Source organism: Mesorhizobium sp. M7D.F.Ca.US.004.01.2.1, assembly GCF_003997785.1.
Lineage (GTDB): Bacteria > Pseudomonadota > Alphaproteobacteria > Rhizobiales > Rhizobiaceae > Mesorhizobium > Mesorhizobium loti.
In genome coordinates, this window is the sequence record NZ_RZRQ01000047.1 from 1 (window position 1) to 26268 (window position 26268).

Annotated in this window: 24 protein-coding genes; 7 read left to right on the forward strand and 17 right to left on the reverse strand. The window is 63.0% G+C overall.

Going from position 1 to position 26268, the window contains the following annotated elements:
• Positions 1-376 precede the first annotated feature (376 nt).
• The 8 genes from EN993_RS09930 to EN993_RS09965 form a co-directional block, all read right to left on the reverse strand.
• Positions 377-1021 (reverse strand): cytochrome c oxidase assembly factor Coa1 family protein, encoded by a 645-nt coding sequence (locus tag EN993_RS09930; RefSeq protein WP_109668938.1) that lies wholly within the window; start codon positions 1019-1021, stop codon positions 377-379.
• Between the two features lie 82 nt (positions 1022-1103).
• Positions 1104-1469 carry a hypothetical protein gene (locus EN993_RS09935; RefSeq protein ID WP_109668660.1) on the reverse strand — a complete coding sequence of 122 codons (366 nt, stop codon included), beginning with the start codon at positions 1467-1469 and terminating at the stop codon, positions 1104-1106.
• Between the two features lie 143 nt (positions 1470-1612).
• Entirely contained in the window at positions 1613-2992 is a 1380-nt protein-coding gene (locus EN993_RS09940) for an aspartate aminotransferase family protein (RefSeq protein WP_127263092.1), read from the reverse strand.
• 51 nt (positions 2993-3043) lie between these two features.
• Entirely contained in the window at positions 3044-3184 is a 141-nt protein-coding gene (locus EN993_RS09945; protein ID WP_127263093.1) for a capsid protein, read from the reverse strand.
• 156 nt (positions 3185-3340) lie between these two features.
• Entirely contained in the window at positions 3341-5413 is a 2073-nt protein-coding gene (locus tag EN993_RS09950; protein ID WP_127263094.1) for a prolyl oligopeptidase family protein, read from the reverse strand.
• Positions 5414-5483: 70 nt separating this feature from the next.
• On the reverse strand, positions 5484-6656 hold the full coding sequence (locus tag EN993_RS09955; RefSeq protein WP_127263095.1) for an MFS transporter: 1173 nt from the start codon (positions 6654-6656) through the stop codon (positions 5484-5486).
• A 128-nt stretch (positions 6657-6784) separates the two neighbouring features.
• A complete protein-coding gene (locus EN993_RS09960; protein ID WP_109668935.1) occupies positions 6785-7960 on the reverse strand; it encodes an MFS transporter in 1176 nt (391 codons plus the stop codon).
• A gap of 182 nt (positions 7961-8142) precedes the next feature.
• Positions 8143-10050, reverse strand: a complete 1908-nt coding sequence (locus EN993_RS09965; protein WP_127263096.1) for a phospholipase D-like domain-containing protein — start codon at positions 10048-10050, stop codon at positions 8143-8145.
• A 260-nt stretch (positions 10051-10310) separates the two neighbouring features.
• On the opposite strand from EN993_RS09965, the gene EN993_RS09970 reads away from it, so the two are divergent.
• The 3 genes from EN993_RS09970 to EN993_RS09985 all read left to right on the forward strand — a co-directional run bounded on the left by EN993_RS09970 (position 10311) and on the right by EN993_RS09985 (position 15987).
• Positions 10311-11888, forward strand: a complete 1578-nt coding sequence (locus tag EN993_RS09970; protein ID WP_109668651.1) for a trimethylamine methyltransferase family protein — start codon at positions 10311-10313, stop codon at positions 11886-11888.
• Between the two features lie 170 nt (positions 11889-12058).
• Positions 12059-14629, forward strand: coding sequence for an FAD-dependent oxidoreductase (locus EN993_RS09980; RefSeq protein WP_126068802.1), 2571 nt, complete (start codon positions 12059-12061; stop codon positions 14627-14629).
• 2 nt (positions 14630-14631) lie between these two features.
• A complete protein-coding gene (locus EN993_RS09985) occupies positions 14632-15987 on the forward strand; it encodes a Xaa-Pro peptidase family protein (RefSeq protein WP_127263097.1) in 1356 nt (451 codons plus the stop codon).
• Here the strand turns inward: EN993_RS09985 and EN993_RS09990 are convergent.
• Complete coding sequence (locus tag EN993_RS09990; protein WP_127263098.1) at positions 15952-16779, reverse strand: PhnD/SsuA/transferrin family substrate-binding protein; 828 nt, start codon at positions 16777-16779, stop codon at positions 15952-15954. The genes EN993_RS09985 and EN993_RS09990 overlap by 36 nt on opposite strands.
• A gap of 91 nt (positions 16780-16870) precedes the next feature.
• On the reverse strand, positions 16871-17881 hold the full coding sequence (locus EN993_RS09995; RefSeq protein ID WP_164757599.1) for a fatty acid desaturase: 1011 nt from the start codon (positions 17879-17881) through the stop codon (positions 16871-16873).
• Positions 17882-18110: 229 nt separating this feature from the next.
• Here EN993_RS09995 and EN993_RS10000 point away from each other — a divergent pair, with 229 nt between their 5' ends.
• On the forward strand, positions 18111-18968 hold the full coding sequence (locus EN993_RS10000) for a helix-turn-helix transcriptional regulator (RefSeq protein ID WP_013531192.1): 858 nt from the start codon (positions 18111-18113) through the stop codon (positions 18966-18968).
• A gap of 132 nt (positions 18969-19100) precedes the next feature.
• On the opposite strand, the gene EN993_RS10005 is transcribed toward EN993_RS10000, so the two are convergent.
• The 7 genes from EN993_RS10005 to EN993_RS10035 all read right to left on the reverse strand — a co-directional run bounded on the left by EN993_RS10005 (position 19101) and on the right by EN993_RS10035 (position 23930).
• Positions 19101-19403, reverse strand: coding sequence for a hypothetical protein (locus tag EN993_RS10005; protein ID WP_126068800.1), 303 nt, complete (start codon positions 19401-19403; stop codon positions 19101-19103).
• Between the two features lie 177 nt (positions 19404-19580).
• Complete coding sequence (locus tag EN993_RS10010; RefSeq protein ID WP_023810244.1) at positions 19581-20120, reverse strand: MerR family transcriptional regulator; 540 nt, start codon at positions 20118-20120, stop codon at positions 19581-19583.
• A gap of 125 nt (positions 20121-20245) precedes the next feature.
• On the reverse strand, positions 20246-20569 hold the full coding sequence (locus tag EN993_RS10015; protein ID WP_013532231.1) for an integration host factor subunit alpha: 324 nt from the start codon (positions 20567-20569) through the stop codon (positions 20246-20248).
• A 103-nt stretch (positions 20570-20672) separates the two neighbouring features.
• Entirely contained in the window at positions 20673-21644 is a 972-nt protein-coding gene (locus EN993_RS10020; RefSeq protein ID WP_127263099.1) for a beta-ketoacyl-ACP synthase III, read from the reverse strand.
• Positions 21645-21653: 9 nt separating this feature from the next.
• Positions 21654-22724, reverse strand: coding sequence for a phosphate acyltransferase PlsX (plsX, locus tag EN993_RS10025; protein ID WP_109668635.1), 1071 nt, complete (start codon positions 22722-22724; stop codon positions 21654-21656).
• Positions 22725-22837: 113 nt separating this feature from the next.
• Positions 22838-23386: a DUF177 domain-containing protein gene (locus EN993_RS10030; protein WP_126068797.1), complete on the reverse strand. Its 549-nt coding sequence runs from the start codon at positions 23384-23386 to the stop codon at positions 22838-22840.
• Positions 23373-23930 carry a ubiquinol-cytochrome C chaperone family protein gene (locus EN993_RS10035; RefSeq protein ID WP_127263100.1) on the reverse strand — a complete coding sequence of 186 codons (558 nt, stop codon included), beginning with the start codon at positions 23928-23930 and terminating at the stop codon, positions 23373-23375. Before EN993_RS10035 ends, EN993_RS10030 begins: the two co-directional genes overlap by 14 nt.
• Positions 23931-24044: 114 nt before the next feature.
• Here EN993_RS10035 and EN993_RS10040 point away from each other — a divergent pair, with 114 nt between their 5' ends.
• The 3 genes from EN993_RS10040 to EN993_RS10050 form a co-directional block, all read left to right on the forward strand.
• Complete coding sequence (locus EN993_RS10040; protein WP_109668931.1) at positions 24045-24560, forward strand: outer membrane protein assembly factor BamE; 516 nt, start codon at positions 24045-24047, stop codon at positions 24558-24560.
• Between the two features lie 158 nt (positions 24561-24718).
• On the forward strand, positions 24719-25264 hold the full coding sequence (locus EN993_RS10045; protein ID WP_164757600.1) for a dTDP-4-dehydrorhamnose 3,5-epimerase family protein: 546 nt from the start codon (positions 24719-24721) through the stop codon (positions 25262-25264).
• 1 nt (position 25265) lies between these two features.
• The coding region (locus EN993_RS10050; protein ID WP_245468724.1) for a glycosyltransferase family 2 protein at positions 25266-26268 on the forward strand (1003 nt) is incomplete at its 3' end.

Below are 26268 nucleotides of genomic sequence, written 5' to 3' on the forward strand. Positions count from 1 at the left end.
CTCGATAACTCTGCGGTAACGATGTCCCTATAAAACGGATTGCGAGGCGGACATATCGCATCCGCCCGGCGCTCCGGATCAGGTCTCGCGTACCGGAGCCCGTAAGTTTCGCAAAGTGTTTGAGTAGCGAAGCGCCATGCGTATCTGGCAAAGCCGCGTTCCCGATGGAGCGCGGTTTTTGCGTTTTGCCCTTCAGCGCGTTTCGAGGCATCGACCGCCCGGATCGTACTCCGGGATGCCTCACATGCGCCCGCGGGCGCCTTCCGGATCATAGGGTGAGTCGGCGACCACCTTCGCCGCGCGGCGCTCGCCACAAAGCCATCCGAACTGTCAGCTGTCGCATCGCGTATAGGCCGCGATCTTGCGCTTTGCCCTGCTATATTCCGATTGCAGCATTCGGGATCGGGACATGATCTTCGTTGATCAGCACGATCGGCGCATCGGCTCCCTCGACCCTGACGACCAGCAGGCGCAGGCTCCACGTCCCGGCCGTTCGGACAGCGGTCGAGTAGGCGGTGCCCTTGCCCTTGGCGCCATGGACCGGAATGCCGAACTGGGCGTCACCAGCCCCATTCGCATTGACATTGAGATGGCCACCGACCCAGAAACTGTCGGCCAGATCATCACCGAGGGCGGCCTTGACGCGGTCGTCGGCGCGAAGTCTGTCCATCGTCATGTGGTAGGCATCGCTGCCTTTCAGGACGTAGGGAATGCTGCCGACCATCGTCGCGCAGCCGCCGATCCCGACAACCCAGACGACAAGGCCGGCGATTGCCCAGTTGCGTTGCGTCTTGCGAAACTGCTCTGCGTCGCGCCAGGCGCGGTTCTGCCAGGCCCAGCGGCTGCCGCGCGCACCCAGCACGATGATCATGATGATGTTGACGACAGGAATCAGCGCCAGCAGCGCGACGAAGGTGCTGTTGCCGATGCCCCAGATCCAGTTGAGGAAGAAGGCGCCCCAGTTCCAGCGGTCGAGTTCGGCTGGAATTTCAGCCGGCTGGTTGAGCGGTTGTCCGGCCATCGTGTCCCCCATCGGTAACTGCACCGACTGGTTCTAGCGCATGCGCTCCTCGATGCGCAAAATCAAAGTTCTGCAACCCCGGTCAGGTCTTGTCGGACAGCCGGCGAAAATTCGCTTTCACGGCACGGCTTGCCGGCTTCAGCGCGGCGCTGATCGAGCGCTCCGCGGCGACACCGTTGAACAGCGACGGCGTGCGACCGGAAAAGACTTCCGGCCAGAACCGCGATGCCGACTGCAGGAAAGACATCTGCGCCGCAAACGCGCCTTCGGCCATAGCCGCGGTCTTCTCGTTCACCGCACGCGCGGTCTCCGTGCTCCATGGCTGGCTGCTCCCGCCATCCATGGCCATCAACGGCAGCCGCATCATCGCCACCAGCGGTGCCAGCATCAGGTCACCGCCAATGCTGGCCGCTTCTTGCGTCCGTCGGCTCTTGCCGGTCTTTCTCATGCAAACAAACCCCTTCTCGCAGCCGAATCAGCCGCTGCCCCACACACTACGCGCTGGGGATGGAATTCGTTCCCTCGTCGCTTCAGCATGTTCCCGAGGCCAGGCGTTCCCCTGCTGAGGAACGCCTGGTCCAGGGTCGAGCCCTACCGCTTGCGCAGGTCAGCCTGCGCCAGATCCAGCGCCTTCGAGATGCGGTCGCAGGCCATGTCGATCGTATCACGGGTCCAGATCAGCGGCGGCGACAGGATCATCGTGTCGCCGGTGGCGCGCAGCATCATGCCGTTGGCGATCGCGTGGTCACGCACGGTCACCGCCGCGCTTCCAGCCGGCAGGAACCGCTCCTTGGTCGCCTTGTCCTTGACGATCTCGATCGCGCCCATCAGTCCGATCGAACGCACCTCGCCGACCAGATCATGCCCGGCAATGCGCTCCTGCAACGCCTTGGCGAAGTAAGGGCCGGTATCGTTCCGGACGCGATCGACCAGCCCTTCCCGCTCGATGATCTCGAGGTTCTTCAGCGCCACGGCGCAGGCCACCGGGTGCCCGGAATAGGTATAGCCGTGATTGAACTCGCCCCCGTTCTCGACCAGCGTCGAAGCGATGCGGTCGCCGACCAGCAATGCCGACAGCGGCTGGTAGCCCGACGTCAGCGCCTTGGCCGTGGTGATGGTGTCGGGCTCGATGCCGAGCGTCTGGGCGGCAAACCACTCGCCGGTGCGGCCATAGCCGGTGATGACCTCGTCCAGCATCAAGAGAACATCGTATTTACGGCAGATGCGCTGCACTTCCGGCCAGTAGCTGACCGGCGGTATCTTCACGCCGCCCGCTCCCATCACCGGCTCGCCGATGAAGGCGGCAACCTTGTCGGCGCCGGCTTCGAGGATGGCATCCTCAACGGCCTTGGCCGCGCGCAGGCCGAAATCATGATCGCTCTCGCCGGGCAGCGCCAGTTCATAGGCATAGGGCATCATGACATGGACGATGTTGGGTACCGCGCCGCCGAGCTGCTTGTGCATGCCATCCATGCCGCCGAGCGACGTGCCGGCAACGGTCGAGCCGTGATAGGCCATCTTGCGCGAGATGATGCGGTTCTTCTCCGGCTTGCCCTCCAGCACCCAGTAGTGGCGCACGAGACGCAACGCCGTGTCGTTGGCTTCCGAACCGGACGAGCCGTAGAACACCTGGTTGACGTGCTTCGGCGCGATCTCCGCCAGCTTCTTGGACAGCAGCACCGGCGTCGGCGTCGAGCATTTGAAGAAGGAGTTATAGTAAGGCAGCTCCTTCATCTGGGCATAGGCGGCCTCGGCCAGCTCGTCACGGCCGTAGCCGATATTGACGCACCACAGCCCGGCCATGCCGTCGAGGATTTCAGCCCCCTCGGAATCGTAGATGAACGGCCCGTTGGCGTGGGTGATGATGCGCGAGCCGGCCTCGCGCAGTTCCTTGTGGTCGGTGAACGGGTGGAGATGATGTGCGGCGTCGATCTGCTGAAGCTGCTTCAGCGAATAATTCTGATAGGTCATGGATCTGATCTTTCCTCTGGATTCTATCCGGCCCAAGCCGGGGCGAATGCATCAGAGGATGGCAGGCGGTGAATAACCGATGCGGGCGCACAGCCGCAAAAGCTCGGCGCGCAGCGTGCGCGGTGACGGTGTCACCGCGACCCGCAATGCGCGAGCCTCAAATGCGCCAACCAACATCCTGACGAGAGCCATGGCTGGCACCTTAAGCAATTCCAGGAAAAGTGTGAAACGGTTTTCCCGGGAAAAGCGCGTAGCGCTTTCCCTCAGGGAATTGCGTCAAAACAAGAGAGCGAGCAAAGGGCGGTCGAGGTGAACCCCCCTTTGCGTCGGCGACACTCGGCCTGCCGGTTATGCCACCCCGCCCAGCGCCCTTTGCAGGAACACATATTTCATCGCCGTCTGCGCCGCCTGCGGCCGGCGGTCGCCGCGCCCGCCATGCCCGCCTTCTGTCTCCTCGAAGAACAGCGTCTTGGCATGGCCGGCTTCCTGCAAGCGGGCGGCCATCTTGCGTGCATGGCCGGGATGGACCCGGTCGTCCGCGGTCGAGGTGGTCAACAGCACCGGCGGATAGGCGGCAGCGGCGTCGACGTGCTGATAGGGCGAGTAGGCTGAAAGCCACTTCGCGTCTTCGGGTTTCGACGGATCGCCATATTCGGCCATCCACGAGGCGCCGGGCGGCAATTCGGCGTAGCGCAGCATGTCGAGCAGCGGCACCTCGATGATGACCGCACCGAACAGCTCGGGGTGCTGCGTCAGCGAGACACCGGTCAGCAAGCCGCCATTCGAACCGCCCTGGATGCCGAGCGAGCTTGCTGTCGCGATTCCGCGCTTGACGACGTCCTGCGCGACCGCTGCGAAATCGTCGAAGCCGTTTTGGCGATTGCCCTTCAGCGCCGCTTGATGCCACGCCGGGCCGAACTCGCCGCCGCCGCGGATGCAGGCCTGCACATAGGCATTGCCCTTTTCCAGCCACAGCCGGCCGCGCACACCGGCATAGCCGGGCAGCAGCGGCACTTCGAAACCGCCATAGCCGTAGAGCAGCGTCGGCACCGGACCCTTCTGATCGCGCCGCCGGACGACGAAATAGGGGATCATCGTGCCATCCTTCGAGCGCGCCTCGAACTGCTCCGAGATCAGCGGCGAGGCATCGAAACGCGCCGGCTGCGACTTCACGGTGGCGAGCGTCTCGCCATTGTCGTCAGACCAGATGATCGAGCTCGGCGTCAGGAAATCGGTGAAGGAGAATGAGACGGTCGAGCCGAAATGCTCGGCATGGCTGATGCCGACATTGCCGTTTTCGGGCAGCGCCACCGGTTTCAGAGACCAGCCGCCATCCCTGCGATCGCAGACGATGACCTTGCCGCGCACATTGTCCATCAGGTTGATGAACAGCCGGTCCTGCGTACGGGCAATGCCGGCGATGGAAACGCGATATGCGGGCTCGAACAAGGTTTCCACAGGTCCGAGCGCGCCGGTCTCGACCCAGTACGCCAGATCCAGCGAATAGAGGCCGTCAGGCTTGCAAACCGTGCCGTCGGGCGCTGTCCACGGACTGCGCACGCCGAACACGAGCTGATCCTTGAATATTGCCGTATCGGTCATGTCGTCCGGCAGTGGCAGCTGTTTGTTTTCGCCGGAAGGCAGCCGCAGGAAGATGTGTGAGGCGAAGAAATTCAGCGTCCGGGCCAAGATCAGATAGCGTCTGTCACCGTCGTACTCCAGGGCGGCACCAACAGCGAGATCCTCTTTCTGCGCCTCGAAGATCGGTGTCGCGTCCTCAAGCTTGGTGCCGCGCTTCCAGAGCTTGATCACGCGCGGATAACCGGAGTCGGTCTTGTCGGACTCTTCGAACGCGGCGGAAACAATCACGGTGTCCTTGTCGAGCCAGCCGAAGCCCGACTTTGAAGCGGGTGCGCGCAACCCGCCTTCCACAAAGGATTTAGTCGCGATGTCGAATTCGCGCATCTCGCTGGCGTCGCCGCCATCCGGCGACATCGAGACCAGGCAGCGGTTGAAGTCCGGATAGAGTCGGCTTGCGCCGCCAAAAACCCATTTGGTCCCCTCCTTCGCCGCAAGCTGGTCGAAGTCGATGATCGTTTCCCAGTCGGGCTTCTCGGTCTTGTAGGAAGCGACCGTCGTGCGGCGCCAGAGGCCGAGCACATTGGTCTTGTCCTGCCAGAAATTGTAGACATGGCCGGCAATGGCGGCGCCGACTGCGATGTTGTCCTCCGCCGTCATCAGGTCGAGCGCGGTCTGGAACGACGCCTGATAGGACGGATCGCCCTGCAGCTCGCCAACCGTGACCTCGTTCTGGCGATGCACCCAGTCGAGCGACTGCTTGGCTGTCCTGTCCTCCAGCCAGAGAAACGGATCGTCGGTCGAAGGAGCGGAATTGGGCGTCTTGGTGGCGGGCTTGGTCATGAGGTCTCCGATAAACGTGTCGCTTTTGGCACTGCCAACATCGATATGCCGTGTCCGGTATTCAATATGTTCAGCGCACGATTAAGGCTTTCCGCCGACCAACCAGGCTTGCGATGGCCAGCGCCAGGCACATCAGGCCAAGCGTGATCGGCAGACCTCTCGCACCCAAGATGTCCATGGCGGTGCCCGCCAGCGGCGGCACGGCGATGCCGCCGACGCCCCACATCAGCGAGAAGGCGGCATTGCCGGCGACCAGTGTCGAGCCGGTGAAGCGCTCGCCGAGCTCGATGATCGACATCGTGTAGATGCCGTAGGAAACCGCGCCCCAGACAAAGATCATCGGCCAGATCAGTGATGACTCGATGAGAAGCGGCAGGAGCAGGCAGCCGAGCACCGTGATCGCGACGCAGGCAAGCCGCACCAGGCGCGCAGAAAGCCTTTCGGCCAGCAGGCCGAGCGGCACCTGCATGGCGATGTTGCCGGCGATCATCACCGACAGCAGCGCCGACATGCGGGTCTCAGTGATGCCGTGATGAGTGCCATAGACCGGCAGCAAGGCCAGCGCGCCCTGCTCGAAGCCGGCGGCCACAACGACGGCAAACAACAGCAGCCAGGCCAGCGGCACGAAGCCCAGAACGGAAACCTGATGCCCGGCTTCGTCGACCTTCGGCAGCCGCGGCAGCACCGAGGCCAGGCAGATGCCGCACAGCACGAAGGCAAAAATGCCGACGAGGAAGGGCGGCCAGCCTTGCGTGCCGACGGCAAGCAAGCACAACGGCCCAGCCGCGAAACCGGCCGAGATGACCGTCGAATAGACACCCATGACGCGGCCGCGTCGCGCCGGCGGCGCCAGCGCGATCACCCAGATCTCGCTCAGCACATAGAGCGGATTGGTCACCACGCCGATCAGGAAGCGCAGCGGAAACCATAGGTAGACATTCTGCGTCCAGCCAATCAGCGCCAGCACGATTGCTGACAGAGCAGCACAAATGAGCGCGGTGCGCCCTGCCCCGAACCGGCGCGCCAGCGCCGGGATCAGCGGCGACGATAGGATGAAGCCGACCGGCGTCATCGCCGCCGACAGGCCAATCATCGCCGGAGAAACGCCCTGGCGCTGCAGGATGAAGCTCAACAGCGGATAGGACAGCCCCTGCGCGATGGCGAACACCGAGACGGTCGCGATCACACCGGTAATCGCGGCCCATTGCATCGTCTCGTCGTCGTTCGATTCCGCCAGAGTCATTGTGCGCACCATTATCGGGCTGCAGGATTAGCGATTGAGTTGGATGGTGGTAAGCCCCCGGCGGCCGAAAACCGCTTGCTCCAGACGATGCTTGTCAGGAGGCTGGGCTTGTCAGGAGGTTGGGCCTGTCAGGAAGCTCGGCGCACCGATGAGCGATACAGCGCGAACAACACCAGCACCGCGTCGAGGCCGGCGATCACGACCGGCAGGCCGAGCGGGCCGATGCCTTGCATGAGCAGGCCGGCACCGGGTGGGCCGACGATGCCGCCGGCACCCCACATCAGCGCAAAGGCCGCGTTGCCGGCGACCAGCACCGAGCCCTTGAACCGGCTGCCGAGTTCGACCAGCGCCATGGTGTAGACGCCGTAGCCGACAGCGCCCATCACCAGCAGCACCACCCAGATCAGCGGCGTCATGATCAACAACGGCAGCAGGGCTGCGCAGGTGGCGGTCGCCAGAGCACAGACGATGATCATGGCGCGGCCGCCAAAACGCTCCGCCAGAAGGCCGAGCGGAATCTGCAGCAGGATGTTGCCCAGCGAAAGCGCCATCACCAGCGAGGCCAGCACGGCTTCCGCCAGACCGTAACTGGCGCCGAAGACCGGGACCAGCGCATAGGTGCTCTGCTGGACCGCCGCCGAAACCAGAACAGCAAGCAGCAGCGCGGGCGCCACCTTGGCGAAGCCGACAAGGCCGCTGGCAGGCTGACCGTCATCCTCGAAACCGGTGAGCTTTGACGAGACGGCGTGCAGGATCACCGCACAGAGCGTGAAGCCGGCGACACCGACCAGGAAGGGCGCCCAGCCCGACGTGCCTAGCAGGGTCAGCGCGAATGGCCCGGCCGCGTAACCGGCGCCCATCAGCGTGTTGAAGACACCCATCACCCTGCCGCGACGCGACGGCGGCGCCAGCGACAGCGCCCACACCTCGCCCAGGATGTAGAGCGGGTTGATGACCACGCCGATGATGAAGCGGATGACGAACCAGGCCACCCAGTCCTGCAGATAACCGATGCCCAGGAAGCAGAGCGCGCCGGTCAGCGAGCAGCCGACCGCCAGGTTGCGTGCGCCGACCAGCCGCACCGCCGCCGGCACGAAGGAAGCCGACAGGATCAGGCCGAGCGGCATCATCGCCGCCGACAGGCCGATTAGTGCCGGCGACATGCCTTGTTTCTGCATCAGCAGTGTGAACAGCGGCGAGCTCAGCCCTTGCGCCGCGCCGAACATGGCAAGTGCCGCTGTGACGCCGGCAAGCGCTGCCCACTGCGTTCCCGCTTCGCCTTCGCTCGAGCCGGTCGCGACCATGCTGATGCTGTCATCCATATGAAATGCTGGCCATCCGGCCTGCAAGCCCGACTAGCTACGGGTTCGACTTGGGGAAAGGAAGGGCCGGCCACCGAAATCCGCTTGCGCCAACGAGCCCGTCCGGTTGGCCGAAGCCGAATGGTTCCTGATTGAACGGCGGCAAGTGCCCGGCTCGGCCGACGCTACGGAAAATACCGGGCGATAGCGCCCTTCTTGCCGTCGGCGTAAGGCTTCAACCACTTGTCATCGGTGGCGATCCCGTCATCGTCGGAAGGTCCCTTGCCGATCGTCCGGCGCCAAGCGCGGAACTTGTAGTGATCGAACACGTCGAGCATGTGCACCGCGTAGGCGGCGGCGAAGGTCTTGTCGCCCTCGACGATCACCAGGTTCTCGTCATTTTCGTAGGACGCCTTATAGCCGAGGTTATGGCTGCCGGTGATGACGGTGGCGTTGTCTTCCATCGGATCGATGATGACGATCTTGTCGTGCACGATCGCATGGCCGACGGTCAGCACCTCCGCCTGGAAATCGCGGGCGATCGTCGCGCCGGTCAGGTTTGCCGCCCGCACGATCGAGACGTTCGGCGCCTCCCAGACTTTCTCCGGAAAAACGAATGGCGACTTGCCGTCCTTGTTCGACTTGTGGGTGACCGGATCCTTGGTCGGCGCGACATAGTTGGGCATGGCGGTCTCGTCGCTGATCGCGCCCTGCACGATCAGCTTCGGATCGGCCATCGCTGCCGCCACCGCCTGGTCGACGATCGAGTTGTCGCCCAGCAATGAAGGATTGAACACCAGGAACAGCACCGCGCGCTTCGCCGCCTTGATGCGGGCAAAGACGTCCTCGAGGTCGACCGGCCGCACCGAGATGTCCTTCTTGTTGCGGTCGGGGTCGTTGGGTGAAAACCATACCGTCATGCCGTCCAGCGCCGCCGTGGCGCCGTTCAGCGAATTTGGCCTGTGGTTTTCCCGGCGGAAGGGCACGCCTTGCGTCTGCGCGACATGACCGGCGGCGCTTTCCGAGGCCGGCGGCGGGAACACATCGGCCTTCATGCGCTGCCAATAGGCGTCGAAGATCTCGGCCATATCAGGGTCGTCGCGGATGAAGGCGTTGTTGGACTGTCCGCAGATGCCTGTCGACGTCCAGTTGGTGCTGCCGGTCATCACCGCTTGCGGCTTGCCCTGGGGATCGCGGTAGACGGCAAACTTGTTGTGGCCGATGTGGTTGTTGTTGAACAGGCGGTCCGTCACCACGACGCCCGCGTCGTGCAAGCGCTTCCTGTATGGCGCGTTACCGGCGTCCCAGGCCTTGGTCTGGTCGTCCCTGCCAGAATTGGAAAGGATAACCTCGACGATATCCTTCGCGGCGATGATAGCATCGCACAATTCGTCATCGCCAAGTTCATAGAGCGCAAGCCTGACCGTGCCACCCTCGGTCTTGGCCCGTTTCATGAGACTGGTCAGCACATCTGGCACATCGCCGTGCAGATAGGCGCGTATCTTGCTGGTCGGATCCTGCAGGATCGCAGCGATCTTCTCGCGCTGCCCGACCTTGATGCCGGCCTCCTGCAACGCGTGCGACATCCATTGCGTCGACAGCACGCCATTGGTGAAGGCGACACGCGCCTTGCCGAACATCTGTCCGAGGAAGATTGGCGGACTGACCGCGCCGTGGCCGAGATAGCCCAGCGGCCGTGCCGGCCCGGTATAGGCGGGTTTGCCATCGACGACCTGATCGGGCCGCACCGGTACGGGATCGAGGCCAGGCTTCATGTCGCCCACCGGACGCACCCGGTAGGCTATCATCTCGCCGTCTGGCCTGACGTCGATGCTGTCGCGGCGCCGCCGCACGGTCAGATCGCGCCAGAATGTCTTCTGCACCGGCCAGACGCCGGTGTCCTGGGGAATCCATCTCGGATTGCGCTGTCCCTTGAAAGGCACCCAGGAGGCCAGGCAGCGTTCTACCCCGGTGTCGGGATAGATGCGCACGATCTCGAAGCCAAGGCAGCCCGAGATCATCCCGTCTATATCCCAGGAAAGGAACGCGACCTCGTTGTTCGTCGCGGCGCGCACTTTGACGACGTCAGGCATGACTGTCCCTCCAAAGACGTTAGGCTCGCAAGTATATCATAAGTAAAAGACGGAAGTGTAACGCACTCCACATAAGCGCATTCAGCCGACGGCTGCTCTCGGGCACTTCCGGGCGCATCGGCACGGCAGGGCGATGCCGTGGTCGCGCAGCTGCCGTCCCGGCATGTCGCTTCCCTCGCCCTAGTGGTCGCCGCCTCCGCAATGGCTGGCCAGCCGCCGGTCCATTATGCCGCCCGCTATCGCATCGCACGAGGACCATCATGACCGCCGCCCTACAACCCTTGGAACCGGCACTGGCCACCGACCGCGCCCGTCGCGGCGGCCGCGCCGGAAAGCGCGCCGGCGGCTCGGCCGCGTTCGAGCAGCCGGCTTTTCGCCAGCTGAAGAACCCGCTGACCCCAACCAGGCTGGTTTCGGACGACGAGCTGGAATCGATCCATCTCGCTTCCTTGCGCGTGCTGCGGGAAATCGGCGTCGACGTGCTGCATGACGAAGCCCGGAGCATCATGAAGGCGCATGGCGCCGATGTGCGCGAGGGCAGCGAGCGGGTGCGCTTCGACAGCGACATGATCCTCGAACTGGTGTCGCACTGCCCGTCGGAATTCACCATCCATGCCCGCAACCCGGCACACAATGTGCGCTTCGGCGGCAACAATGTGATCATCTCTATGATGGCGTCGGCGCCCAATTGCTCCGACATCGATCGCGGCCGCCGGCCCGGCAACCAGCAGGACTACCGCAACTTCCTCAAGCTCGCGCAGATGCATAACATCCTGAACTGCACGGGCGGCTATCCGGTTGAACCGACCGATATCCATCCGTCCGTCCGGCACCTCGAATGCATCCGCGATCTCAGCGTGCTTACCGACAAGGTGTTCCACATCTATTCGCTCGGCAAGGAGCGCAATGTCGACGGCATCGAGATCGCCAGGATCGCGCGCGGCATCAGCCACGAACAAATGCTCGAAGAACCGTCCGTCTTCACCATCATCAACACCAATTCGCCGCTCAAGCTCGATGTGCCGATGATGGAAGGCATCATCCAGATGTCGAGCAAGGGCCAGGTCGTCGTCGTGACGCCGTTTACCCTGTCGGGCGCCATGGCGCCGGTCACCATCGCCGGCGCGCTGGTGCAGCAGAACGCCGAGGCGCTGTCCGGCATCGCCTTCGCCCAGATGGTGCGCAAGGGCGCGCCCGTCGGCTATGGCGGCTTCACCTCCAATGTCGACATGAAGTCCGGTTCACCGGCTTTCGGCACGCCGGAATACATGAAGGCGCAGCTCGTCGGCGGCCAGCTTGCCCGCCGCTACAACATCCCCTACCGCACCTCCAACACCTGCGCCGCCAACACGGTCGACGCGCAGGCGGCCTATGAAAGCGTGTTCTCGCTGTGGGGCGCCATCCAGGGCGGCGGCAATCTGATGATGCACGCCGCCGGCTGGCTCGAAGGCGGCCTGCGCTGCTCCTACGAAAAGACCATTCTGGACATCGACCTGCTGCAGATGGTGGCCGAATTCCTGACCCCGCTCGACCTGTCCGACGAGGCGCTCGGCTTCGACGCCATCCAGTCGGTCGGACCGGGCGGCCATTTCTTCGGCACCCAGCACACGCAGGACCGCTACAAGACCGCCTTCTACTCGCCGATCCTCTCCGACTGGCGCAATTACGAGACCTGGGCGGAAGCTGGCTCGCCGACGGCGCTCGAAAAGGCCAACAAAGTCTGGAAGGAACGGCTTGCGTCCTACGAAGAGCCCCATATGGACCCGGCCATCCGCGAGGAACTCAACGCCTTCGTCGACAAGCGCCGGTCCGAGGGCGGCGCGCCGACCGATTTTTGATCGTCTGTGTTGTTGATGAACAGTCGACCCCCACTCCGTCGAGCTGCGCTCGACACCTCTCCCCCGATCGACGGGGGAGAGGAAAGGTGCGAGCTTATGCAGGCTGGCGCCCTTCCTTTCCCTCCAGAGGGGCCACCCGATTCAATCTCTTCAAAAACGGACCTATCTAAATGAAATCTCACGTAAAAGCGGTTGTCATCGGCGGCGGCGTCGTCGGCTGCTCGGTTCTCTATCACCTGGCCAAGGCCGGCTGGACCGACATCATGCTGATCGAGCGCTCGGAGCTCACCTCCGGCTCGTCCTGGCATGCGGCGGGCGGCTTCCACACGCTGAACGGCGATCCCAACGTCGCCAAGCTGCAGGCCTATACGGTGCAGCTCTACAAGGAGATCGAGGAAATATCAGGCCAGTCCTGCTCGCTGCATTTGACCGGCGGCGTGATGATGGCCGATACGCCCGAGCGCATGGACTTCCTGCGCCTTGCCCACGCCAAGGGCCGCTATCTCGGCATGGACACCGAGCTGATCACCCCGTCCGAAGCCAAGGCGATGTTCCCGCTGATGGACGAGACCAATTTCGTCGGCGCCATGTGGGATCCGGTCGAAGGCCATCTCGATCCGTCCGGCACCACCATCGCCTACTCCAAGGCGGCCAAGAAACTCGGCGCCGAGATCGTGCTGCGCAACCGCGTCGTTGAACTGACGCAAGAGGTCGACGGCACCTGGAACGTCGTCACCGAACAAGGCACGGTGAAGGCCGAGCATGTCGTCAATTGCGGCGGCCTGTGGGCGCGCGAGATCGGCCGCATGGTCGGCGTCGAACTGCCGGTGCTGGCCATGGAGCACATGTATCTCTTGACCGAGCCGATGCCGGAGGTCGAGGAATTCAACAAGTCGACCGGCCGCGAGATGATCGGCGTGCTCGATTTCAAGGGCGAGATCTACACCCGCCAGGAGCGCAACGGCATCCTGCTCGGCACCTATGAGAAGGCCTGCAAGCCGTGGTCGCCGGTCAACACGCCGTGGGATTTCGGCCATGAATTGCTCCCGCCCGACCTCGACCGCATCGCGCCGTCACTGGAAATCGGCTTCAAGCATTTCCCCGGCATCGAGAAGGCCGGCATCAAGCAGATCATCAACGGCCCCTTCACTTTCGCGCTCGACGGCAACCCGCTGGTCGGCCCGGTGCAGGGCCTGACCAATTTCTGGTGCGCCTGCGCCGTCATGGCCGGCTTCAGCCAGGGCGGCGGCGTTGGCCTCGCTTTGTCGAACTGGATGGTGCATGGCGACCCCGGCTTCGACGTCTGGGGCATGGATGTCACCCGCTTCGGCGAATGGGCAGGCCTGCGCTACACAAACGCCAAGGTGCGCGAAAACTATTCGCGCCGGTTCTCCATCCGCTTCCCCAATGAGGAACTGCCGGCCGCACGCCCGGCGCAGACGACGCCGCTCTACGACACGATGCTGGCCAACAATGCCGTCATGGGCGACAGCTGGGGACTTGAGACGCCGCTCTGGTTCGCGCCGAAGGGCAAGGAACCCAGGGATATCGTCTCCTTCCACCGCTCCAACGACTTCGGGCCGATCGGCGAGGAAGTGCGCGCCACGCGTGAGCGTGTCGGCGTCACCGAGATCGCCAACTTCGCCAAATACGAAGTGTCGGGACCTGCGGCCGAGGATTTCCTCAACCGGCTGATGACCAACCGCATGCCGAAGACCGGCCGCATCGTGCTGACGCCGATGCTCAACGAATTCGGCAAGCTGATCGGCGATTTCACCATCGCCAAGGCGGCCGAAGACCGCTTCATGATCTGGGGTTCGTCGGCGGCGCAGAAATACCACATGCGCTGGTTCGAAAAGCACCTGCCGAAGGACGGGTCGGTCCGCATCCACCGCTTTGACCAGACGCTGGTCGGCCTGTCGATCGCCGGGCCGAAGTCGCGCGACTTGCTTCAGAAGCTGGTCGATGTCGACATCTCGACCAAATCCTTCCGCTTCATGGATTTCCGCGAGATGGCTGTCGGCGGCGCGCCATGCCTGGTCAACCGCATCACCTACACCGGCGACCTCGGCTACGAAATCTGGATGGCGCCGGCCTATCAGCGCCTTGTCTATCAGGCGATCAAAGACGCCGGGGTGGAGTTCGGCCTGGTCGATTTCGGCATGCGCGCTCTGCTCTCCATGCGTCTCGAAAAGAACTTTCCGACCTGGTTCCGCGAGCTGCGGCCGATCTACGGACCGTTCGAAGGCGCGATGGATCGCTTCATCAAGCTGGAGAAAAACGACTTCATCGGCCGCGAGGCTGCCGCCAAGGAACAGGCCGAAGGACCAAAACTGCGCCGCGTTTCCTTCATCGTCGATGCCGCCGATGCCGATGTCATGGGCGACGAGCCGATCTGGGCCAAGGTCAGCAAGGACTACGGCACGGTTGAAAAGCCGCACGGCTATGGCGCGCCGCGCTTCGACAAGAGCGGCAAGGAAATACGTGGCTCCAAGGCTGCCGAAGGCGCGTCCGCCGTGCGCGGCATCGTCGACGGCGACTGGCGCGTGGTTGGCTGGGTCACGTCGGGCGGCTATGCCCACTATGTGCAGAAGTCGATGGCGCAAGGCTATGTGCCGGCGGCTCTTGCCGAGGACGAAAGTGCCGGACTGTTCGAGATCGAGATCCTCGGACACCGCCGACCGGCCCGCATCAACGTCGAAGCGCCCTTCGACCCTAGCGGCGAGAAGATGCGGACCTGATCATGGACAGCGCGGGGCCAAAGGGCAGCTTTGGCCGGCATCGCAAGATCATGCCGTTCGAGCCGGACTCTATCGAAGCGCTGCGCGACGCCTCCCGCCAGAAGGCAGTTGGGCTCAACCAGCATGTGCTGGGCTACGGCGCGCAGGCTGAGGCTGAATGGGCAGCGGCAGGCATTGCCGCTCCCGATCTGCCTGCCATGCGCCAGTACCGGCTGGAACGCATCCGCGCCGAGCTGAAGCGCCGCGGATACGCCGGCGCCCTGCTCTACGACCCCGTCAACATCCGCTACGCCACCGACAGCACCAACATGCAGCTCTGGGTGGCGCACAACCCGACGCGGCATTGTTTTGTTGCCACCGACGGGCCGGTGGTGTTGTTCGACTATTTTTCCTGCGAGCACCTGTCCGACCATTCCGGCGTCGTCGACGAAGTGCGGCCGGCGGTATCGTGGATGTATCTCTATGGCGGCGAACTGACCGAGCAGAAAGTCCGCCGCTGGGCCGCCGGAATCGTCGATCTGGTGAAAGAGCATGGTGGCGGCAACAGCCGGATCGCCATCGACCACATCAATCCGGAAGGCGTCGAGGAACTGGCTCGCCTCGGCATTTCCATCGGCAATGGCGAAGCGGTGATGGAGAACGCGCGGCTGATCAAGTCTCCGGACGAAATCCTGGCCATGCGCCGCGCCATCGTCGCTTGCGAAGCGGCGATGGGCGAGATGGAACAGGCGCTGAAGCCGGGCATTTCCGAGAACGAATTGTGGGCGGAACTTCATCGCGGGAACATCGCGCGCGGCGGCGAATGGATCGAGACGCGATTGCTCACGTCGGGGCCGCGCACCAATCCGTGGTTCCAGGAATGCTCGTCACGCAAGATCGAGGCTGGCGATCTTGTAGCCTTCGACACCGACCTGATCGGTCCCTACGGCTTCTGCGCCGACCTGTCGCGCACATGGCTGTGCGGCGATACAACGCCGACCAACGAACAGCGCGACCTGTTTCGCATCGCCGCCGATCAGATCGAACACAACACGGCTCTGATGCAGCCGGGCATCAGGTTTCGCGACCTTGTCGAACGCTCGGCGGTACCGCCCGGCGATTGCTTCCCGACCCGTTACGGCGTGCTTTATCACGGCGTTGGGCTGGCCGATGAATATCCGACGCTGCCGCATGCCAGCGACTGGACATCAGACACGCCGGACGGCGTGCTGGAACCAGGCATGGTGCTGTGCGTGGAAAGCTATATCGGCCGGCTTGGCGGGCGCGAGGGCGTCAAGATCGAGGAGCAGATCCTGATCACCGCGGCCGGCAACGAGCAGCTCTCAACCTACCCGCTTGACGAGCGGCTGCTCGGCTAGTCCGGCAATGGCCTCACGCAGCGCCTTGACCGTCTTTTCCGGCGTCGTTGCGGCGGTGATGTAAGGCAGGCCTTTGCGCCGTCCCGTCCAGCCGATGACCGCCACCTTTTTCGCCGCCGGCTCGAAGCGTTGCGCCAGTATCCAGCTCTCGCAGTCGATCGCCGCAACATCGGCCCTGCCTTCGGCAATGGCGACGATCGAAGCGCGATGGCCGCCGCTTTCGCTCCGCGAGGCAAAGATGTCCAGACTTTCGCCCATCACATCCAGGTCGCGTGTCAGTCCGAGAAACCCCGACATCGAATCGAGGCTGTTGAAGGTGAAGCGCTTGCCACGCATCAGATTGAGCGGGAGCAAGGGGCTGCCGTCCGCCGGCGATAGAACTTCCGGCCCCTCGCCTGTCCGCATCACCAGCGCGCTGGAATAGAGTTCGCCTTGCCCGCCTTCGTAGGCGTCGTAGCTGGGCTGGCCGATCACCTGCACATGCCTGGACAGGCCAAGCTCCATCGGCCCCCAGCAGGTCTGCGCGAACAACAGCGCCGGGTGCAGCCAAAGCTCGTGATAGTCGAGTTCATCCGGCGGCAGGGTCGCCGGATCGGGCGCGATCAATGTACCGGCAGCATCGCGAATACCGCCCGGCACCGACGGCAGGTCGCCATTGCTGCGCACCAGGGTTTGCGGCGCGTCGATACCTTTTTGCCGGAAGGCATCGCGCAATCGTGCCCATTGCGCGTCGACCTCGCCGCGCACTTCGGGCCAGTCATACATCGGCAACGCCGCAACCAATTCACTCATGCCGACACTCAATCATCATGTCTGGAAAAAGGATCGCAAAAACGCGGCGTCCAATCAGAATTGGCCGACGCGGATCCCGGATAGGCCGGAATTATTCCTTCGGCGGCTCGGCGGGGACCGGCGCACTGCCCAGCCCGCTGATGCTGCGCGCCCTGATGCGCGGCTTGAAGGCCCTGCCCGGCTCCGGCGCACGTCGCAGCACCGGGTGCACGATCGGCTCTTTCGCCTTGAAGGCATAGGCTTTTATCAGCGCGAAATAGTTCGGATAGGCATAGCCATTGTTCATCCGCAGCCATTCCTCACGGCGGTCACGAAACAGCTTGGGCAGCTTGTACCAGGCCACGGTCGGGGTCTTGTGGTGGACGAAGTGCAGATTGTTGTTGAGGAACAGGAACGACAGCGGCGAGCGCTCGACGATCACCGTGCGGCCTTCCGGATGTTCCGACCATTGATGCTCGGCGAACGTACGGATCGAGATCAGCGACTGGCCGAGCCAGACCGGGACCAGAATGTAAAGCCACAGCGGGATGCCGAAGCCGAACTGGACGATCGGCAGCACGACAGCCAGGCCGATCGCATGCAGCAGCCAGGCCTTGCGGATCGCCTTGTCGCCCGCAATCATCTGCTTGGCGTCGTCGATGAAGAAGCCGACGCAGGACAGCCAGGGGCCGAGCACGAAACGGCCGGCCATGGTGTTGTTGATCTTGAGCAGGAATTTCATCGTCGGCGGCAGCTCGTCATGCTGCCAGAGTGCTTGATAATAGCTCTCGGGATCGTCCAGTGGATCGGTCAGCCGCTCGTCGGCGTGATGGCGCAGATGAATGGTCTTGAAGCGGCGGAATGGCCAGACCAGACCGATCGGCAGAAACACAAAGGCTTCGTTGACCCGCGCGTTGCGCGTCGGATGACCGTGCAGCACTTCGTGCATGATCGAAGATTGCAGTGCGGCGGTGAAAGCCAGGACGGCGAGCGCCAGGACGGGGTAGGATGGCCAGAGCAGGAAACCGGTGGCGAGCCATGTTGCGTAACAGAAGAAGGCGAGTACCACGGTCGGCCACTCGATGGCCGGTACGCTGTGTCGCCTGATGCTCTTGCTCGTCATGCTATCGACCACTGTCCCTCAGTCGCCGGAACCCCAATTGGTTCCTGACAGTATTGTGTCAGGAGAAATGATTCCACTCAACGAGACAAAGTGCACAAACTGTTGCGATTGCGCATTTTTGACCGCACATGTTATACATTGTAAACAGACTTAGGGATTCATTTACGCCTGAGATGCGCTTGGAAGCGGTTCGGCGCAAATTTTTCCTCAATCGGCTTGGAGCACGGACATGGACAAGCGCGACCTGTCGACGATCTTCCGCGAACGCCTGAAAATGCTCTTGACACGCTCCGACCTCAACCAGTCGGCCTTCGCGACTGCGGTTGGCATCGACCGCTCGGCGCTGTCGCAGCTGCTGTCGGGCGCCTCGACCCGCCTGCCCCGCGCCGAAACGCTGCTCAACATCGCCGCCGAGTTCAAGGTGTCACTGGACTGGCTTCTCGGCCTCAGCCAGGACGAGGGCCTCACGGGCGAAATCCGCGAGAGCCTGGAGATCGAGGAAGCGCCCGACGGTTTCGACCGCACGCTGCTGGCCAAATGGCATGCCGAGGCGGCCGGCACCAAGATCCGCTACGTTCCAGCCGGCATTCCCGATCTTCTGCGCACCGAAGCGCTGGTCGACTACGAGGCGGGCATCGCCAACAAGAGCCGCCTCGCCCAGGCCGGAGAAACCCAATACCGCATCGACTATAACAGGCGGCCGGAAACCGACATGGAAGTCTGCATGCCGCGCCACACGCTGGAGATCTTTGCCCGCGGCCTGGGTGTCTGGGATCGTTTCCCGGAAGCCGACCGGCGCGCCCAGTTGCTGCATATGGCGACGCTGCTCGACGACCTCTACCCGACCTTCCGGCTATTTCTCTATGATGGGCGGATGCGCTATTCGATCCCCTACACCATCTTCGGCCCCTATCGTGCCGCCATCTATGTCGGCGACATGTATCTGGTGCTCAACGCCACCCAGCCGATCCAGACACTGATCCAGCACTTCGACAATCTGATCCGCGCCGCCGACATCAATGCGCACGAGGCGTCCGGCTTCGCGCACAGACTGGCCGGCATGTCGTTCCCAACAGGGACTGTCTGAGCTTCCAATCATGGTCCTCTGGCAAAGCCTAAGATTTAGGCAGGACCCGATAAAAAACGACGGCGACCGCTCCGAAGGGCGGCCGCTATTTTTGTTCGTCATTGTTCCGGAGAGGATACCAAGGGTCGCAGCTCAGCGCCGGCTGAACAGCAGGCTGGCAACAAGCCCGAGCACCACAAGGCCGACCGCGGCGGCCGCCGCCGGATGGTCGCGGGCCGACTTCTCGATCACCCTGCCCTGTTTGCGGATTGCCGGCATGGCATCGCGCAGACGCCCGGCAAGATCGGAATAGGTGTCGAGCGCGGCATCGCGACCGTCCTCGTAATAGGCGCCGCCGCGCCTCGCCACAGCCCTCCTCAAGCTGGCCAATTCCTTGGTGAGAGCCGCGACCTGCTTGTCGAGGTCGATGTCCGAGAGGGTCGAAAATGATGCCATGATGTGTTTCCTTCACTTGCAGAAGGAAACGAAACGCCTCACCGGAAGACGGGTTCCGGTTTTCGAGATATCGATGTCGCTTCGGGCTGCTCTATCTCTTTGTTTTCACGCAATTCCCAAGGGAAAGCGCCATGCGCTTTTCCGGGAAAACCGTGTCACACTTTTCCTGGAATTGCTTTAGCGCACCTGGTCAAGCAGGCGCTTGCATTCCAGGAGGTCGAACAGCGCCTCCTGTAGCAAGGCCCGATTGTCGCGCGAGAGCTTCGACGCGTCCGGCTGCACCGGACCGTCCTCGTCGCTCTTGCCCAGGCCGAAAAAGCGGCGGCTGGGCTTGACCCGCGGCTGGCCAACCAGTTCGTCATCCATGCCGCGCGGCTGGGCTGCAGGCGTCAGCGGCACCTGATCGGCCTGCCTGCGCTGCGAGATCGCCTCGACGGCGGCCATGTCACCATTGCCGATGGCGACCAGGAAATGATTGCCATTCTCGCGCAACAGTTTCTGCACGCCCTTGATGGTGTAGCCCTGGTCGTAGAGCATGTGGCGAATGCCCTTGATCAGTTCGACATCCTGCGGCCGGTAGTAACGACGACCGCCGCCGCGCTTCATCGGCTTGATCTGGTTGAAACGCGTTTCCCAGAAGCGCAGCACATGCTGCGGCAGATCGAGATCTTCGGCGACCTCGCTGATGGTACGAAAGGCGTCGGGGCTCTTGTCCATGGGCGAATCCTCACGCTGGACGACGATCCGGCTTACCCTGCCGAATCGGGTCTTATTTCAGCGGTTTATGAAGCAATATTCAAGCCCGGCGTCATGGCGGCGGCGGTTTTCAACCGCGCAGTGGGCTACTTGCCGCTTTTGGCCTTGCCGCTTTGGTGGGAGCGCAGGATACGGCTCTTCAGCACGTTCGACGACTTGAAGGTCATCACCCGGCGCGGCAGGATCGGCACTTCTTCGCCGGTCTTGGGATTGCGGCCGATGCGCTCGTTCTTGGAGCGGACGTGGAATGTAGCGAAGGACGACAGCTTCACTGTCTCGCCGCGGACGATCGCTTCGCAGATTTCGTCCAGCACCGCTTCGACGAGTTCGGCCGATTCAGTGCGCGACAAGCCGACCTTCCGGTAAACTGCCTCGGCAAGGTCGGCGCGCGTAAGTGTCTTTCCCCCCATGCGACCGTCCCATCAGCTCAAAACATAAAATTCGGCACAACAACGGCAGAGCCTAAGTAATTGATCCGGCAAGGTCAAGGACCGAAACCGGACCGTTCGGCACTTACCAGCGAACCAGAACAGCGCCCCAGGTGAAGCCGCCACCCATCGCTTCCAGGAGGACGAGATCGCCCTTCTTGATGCGGCCGTCGGCGACGGCCACCGAAAGCGCCAACGGCACGGAAGCTGCCGAGGTGTTACCGTGCAAATCGACCGTAACCACCACCTTTTGCTCGGCTATCCCGAGCTTCTTGGCGGAAGCGTCAATAATTCGTTTATTGGCCTGGTGCGGTACGAACCAGTCGAGATCGCCGGCTGATATACCGGCCTGCGAGAACGTCGCCTCGATGACGTCGGTGATCATGCCGACCGCATGCTTGAAGACTTCGCGGCCCTCCATCCGGAGGTGGCCGACCGTGCCCGTGGTCGACGGCCCGCCGTCGACAAAAAGCTTGTCCTTGTGGGTTCCGTCGGAGCGCAGGCTGGCCGCCAGGACGCCATGGTCGGCGATCGTGCCCGCGCCCTCGCCCGCTTCCAGGATCAAGGCACCGGCACCGTCGCCGAACAGCACGCAGGTCGAGCGGTCGCTCCAGTCGAGAATGCGCGAGAATGTTTCCGAGCCGATCACCAGGACGCGCTTGGCCTGGCCGCCACGGATGTAGAGATCGGCGGTGGCTACCGCATAGACGAAGCCGGAGCAGACCGCCTGCATGTCGAAGGCAAAGCCGTGATGCATGCCAAGCCGGTTCTGTATCTCGACAGCGGTGGCCGGAAATGTGTTGTTGGGCGTCGAGGTCGCCAGCACGATCAGATCGATGTCGGCGGGCGTAAGACCCGCATTGGCAAGTGCGGCACGCGCCGCCGCTTCTCCCAGCGAAGCCGTCGTCTCGTCATCACCTGCGATATGGCGCTGGCGAATACCGGTGCGCTGGGCGATCCACTCGTCGGAGGTTTCGACCATGCCTTCGAAATCGGCATTCTTCATGATTCGGCGGGGCAGCGCGGCGCCCGTGCCGCGCACGACTGATCTGATCAAAGTTCTTTCCTATTCCTTTGCGTCGGTAACGACGTCGGATTTCCTAGATGTCAGGGCATGCGGGTTGCGCGCATGGAACAGGTCCAGGTCGGCCTCGATGCGGTCGAGCAGATTGTTGCGTACCATGTCATAGCCAAGCTCGATCGCTGCGGCGAAACCGTCCGAATCTGCACCACCATGGCTCTTTACCACGATGCCGTTCAGCCCCAGGAAGACGCCGCCATTGGAGCGGCCGGGGTCCAGCTTCTCGCGCAAGCGATCAAAGGCGCCCTTGGCAAAGAGATAGCCGATCCTGGCCATCAACGTCCGGCTCATTGCCGCGCGCAGATAGCCGCTGACCTGCCTTACCGTACCTTCGGCCGTCTTCAGCGCGATGTTGCCGGCAAATCCTTCGGTGACAACCACATCGACCGCACCCTTGCCGATGTCGTCGCCCTCGACAAAACCATGATAGTTCATCGAGGCCATATTGGCTTCGCGCAGCATGCGCCCGGCCTCCTTGACCTCTTCCTGGCCCTTGATCTCCTCAACCCCAACATTGAGCAGACCGACGCTGGGCCGGGCAATGCCGAAGACCGAGCGCGCCATGCCGGTGCCAAGAATGGCAAAGTCGATCAGCTGATGCGCATCGGCGCCGATGGTGGCGCCGACGTCCAGCACCACGCTTTCGCCGCGCAATGTCGGCCAAAGTGCTGCGATCGCCGGGCGTTCGATGGTGGCCATGGTACGCAGGCAGAATTTCGACATCGCCATCAGCGCGCCGGTGTTGCCGGCCGAGATGCAGGCGTCCGCCGTGCCGGCCTTGACCGCTTCGACGGCCTTCCACATCGACGACTTCCAGCGGCCGTGGCGCAGCGCCTGGCTCGGCTTGTCGTCCATCCTGACCGCTATTTCGCAATGGAAGAACTCACTGACCTCGGCGAGTTTGGGAAACTTGGCGAGTTCCGGGCGCACGACCTCCTCACGCCCGTAGATGACGAAGCGGATGTCGGGACGGCGGGTCGCGACCGTCATGAGCGCCGGAATAACCACGGCTGGTCCGTGATCGCCGCCCATGGCATCGATGGAAATCCTGATCACGCGGTATTTATCTCACGGTTAGGCGGCAGATCGCTTTAGCGCTCGCGAAGGTTCGGCGAAAATAACGGTTTTGGGCTGCCGCACAACCGACTTTTCCGTCGCGGGCGAGGTTTTCAGGATTTTCCCAGCAAGGATCGCAGTTTTTGCTGAAATTCATTCTCCGCCGGTTCGGTCTCGCTGCCGGCATTCAGCGACGCGCCCTGCTTGCGCGGATAGGGGTCGATGGCCAGTCCGAAGTACTGTTCGGCAAGTGCCCCGACATCGATCGTGTCCCCGGAAAATGTTTCGGGACTGTCAGGGCCTTCCGCGTCGAGCAGGATCTCGCCGCCGCCGTCGAAACCCTGCCGTCCAAGCTTGGAGTCTTCAGGTAGCAACAGAGCTTCGACCGGTTCGTCGATATGCGCTTCGACAGGCTCGAGCGTGACGATGCAAGCCTGGGTGATGTCGGCTTCGATGCGACCGCTGATCTTCACGCCATTGCGCTTCCATGACGCCACCAGAAGCTCTGCGCGATAGGATTCGACCGAAATCAGCCCATGCTCCTCGGCCAGCGCTGCACGCTGTGCGGCATCGGCCTCGATAACCACCGGCAGACCTTTCTGCGGCAGGCGCGTGACGTTGGCGCGGAAGGATACCGGGCTTTGCGGGTCAATGTGCTTCATTGTTCACCTCCCTTGGCGACGGAAAGGCCAGCGTGCCGGAGACAATCGATTCGGGTGTCTGCGCGGCCAGCTGGTTGCAGGCGTCGGTGACATAGTCGGCCAGCAGCGATGCTTCCGGCCAGGCGCCGGCGTCGGGCCGGACATTGCGGGCAAGGGCTGCGGTGAGCCCGTCACGGTCGTTTCTTTCCAGGGCATCGTCATAGGCGGCGGTTCGGCCATAAAACATCTTTGCCAGCTTTTTCATGCGTTTGGGCACGCCAACGTCGCCAATGCCCAACTCCCGCAGCGAATGATCGACGTCGAGGAAGAACTCGTCGATCAGCACCTGAGCGACCTCTTGCGCCACGCCGCCCTCACCGCGCAACCGATGCTGGAACAGGAACATGTGCAACGACAGCATCTCGAAACGGCCGAGCGGCGTGTCTGGCACATTCCAGTGGGAATAAAACACGATCTGCCGCGCCGCCGCCACGATTTGTGCGTAAAGCGCCTCGGTGATAGCGCGGTTGGCGTGGCGTTCGCGGCCAAAAAAGCGCTGGAACATTGGGGATGGTCTCCTGGGGACCGTTTGTTGAAGTGGCCTTGTTGCATCGGCAAGCAAGCTGGTTTACCGGTTTCGCGGCCCAGCGCAAGTTGCGGCCAGCTAATGGAGTTGTTGTTGCGCGCGCTGAATTTCAAGTCGACCTTCTCGTCCAGGCCCGCTGGCGCAATCTCGCTGCTGGTGATTGTTTCGGCGCTGTCCGCCTGCCACACCAACAAGATGATCGGTGACCTCAGCCCCAGCGAGACGCTGACGCAGGGTTACGTCATCGACCAGCAGGCAATCGATTCGGTACCAGTCGGTTCCAGCCGCGAGCAGGTGTTGCTGGCGCTCGGCACGCCGTCGACGACGGCGACCTTCGACAACGAGGCCTTCTATTACATATCGCAGACGCGCAAGCGCTACGTCGCCTTCGACAAGCCCAGGCTCATCGATCAGAAGGTGCTGGCGGTCTATTTCGGCGCCGACGGCCGCGTCACCCAGATCGCCAATTACGGGCTGAAAGACGGCAAGATGTTCGACTTCGTCTCACGCACCACACCGACCGGCGGCAAGGACCAGAACTTCCTCAGCCAGATCATCAACGGCGCCAGCAAGCTGGCGCCCGGCATCCCAGGCGGCGGCACTCCCTGATCTCCAGACTCTGAAGTTCCCCTCCGGGAAGCAGTAACATCTCAGGCGACCAAAAACCCGCGGGAGCAATCCTGCGGGTTTTTGTTATGGCCAAGCAAGCCCGGCTTGCCAGCAATGGGGCAAGCCCGTATCAAACCCCGGGATTTTGGGGTTTGAAAATGAACAGTGGCGAACGCGCAGCACCGGACGGCTGGATGGCCACGGGGACGCCCGACCGGCAGATCGTCACATCCGATTGGCTTGCCATCGATCCTCCGGCAATCGACGGCGTCAGGATCAAGGAAATCAGGCCGGTCGCGACGTCCAACGGCTACCTGACCGAGGTGTTCCGGGATGAGTGGGATCTCGATCAATTGCCCGTCGGCCAGGTCTTCCAGCGCACGATGTATCCGGGTGCGGTGACCGGCTGGCATGCACACAAGGTGACGCTGGATCGGCTTTTCTGTTGTGTCGGCAGTGTGCGCATATCGCTCTATGACGGCCGAAAGGCTTCGCCCAGCTTCGGCACGGTCTGGCACAAGATCGTCGGCGCATTGCGACCGGCGATCGTCGTCATCCCGCCAGGCGTGTGGCACGGTGTGAAGGCGCTCGGGCCGGAGATCGCCCTGCTGCTCAATCTCGTCGACAAGGCTTATGCGTATGACGCACCGGACCATTGGCGCCTGCCGCCGGACACGGAACACATCCCCTATAAGCTGGTATAGCGTGGAACGACCCGGCCAGTCCGATGCAACCGGGCAGAACACGCCGCTCGTCTCGGTGGTGATCGCAACCCATAACCGCCCCGCCGCCTTGCGACAGGCGCTGCGCAGCGTGCTGGGCCAGACCCTGCAGGACTTTGAAATTCTGGTGATTGGCGATGCCTGTCGCCCCGACACGGCGGCGGTCATCGCCGAATTTGGCGATCCGCGCATCGTCTATGTCAACCTGCCGGTCAATTTCGGCGAGCAATCCGGCCCCAACAATATCGGCTTTGCCAGGGCACGTGGCCGGTTCGTGGCCTTGCTCAACCATGACGACCTCTGGTTTCCGGACCATCTCGCGGCGATGACCGGCTGGATCGATGCGACCGGCGCCGATATCGTCATTGCTCGCGGTGCCATCATCGAACCTGCGCGGGTGAAAGGCGATCCTCTCAAGACCTCAATCTACGGGATGGGCAAGGGCGGGTTTTATGATCCCGTCATCACAGCCGGATACGGATCGGCACAGATGGCCAGGCGGGCATCGCTGGGCTGGCTCGGCCCCTGGCGCCCTGCCAGCGAATGCTCCTGCGAAAGTTCGCAGGACTGGCTCTTCCGGGCCTGGCGAAAGGGAGCCGCGATCGCGACCATGCCACACCTGACGGTGCTCAGTATCTTCTCCGGCCAGCGCAGTGGCAGCTACGTCGAAGACACGGCGGTGGAACAGGAAGAACTTGCCAGCGGCATGCTGATGCCGAACGATCTGCGCGTCAAAGTTCTTGCCGCAGCGGCGGCCCCCTCTCGCCTGAAGACATCCAGCTATCTGAAACGCAGGCTTTGGGCCGCGTGCGGTATCCATCCGAGATCCGTCGAGTTTCGCCGCAAATACGGGCGCGGCGCCTTCGTCACCAGGCTACGTGAGATACGCGGCCTGCCGGCGATGCCCGCGCGAGAACCAGGGGGGGACGATTTGCTGGCCCGCTACCGCAAGCTTGCCGAGAGCGATGGAGCCAAGCCGAACGGTG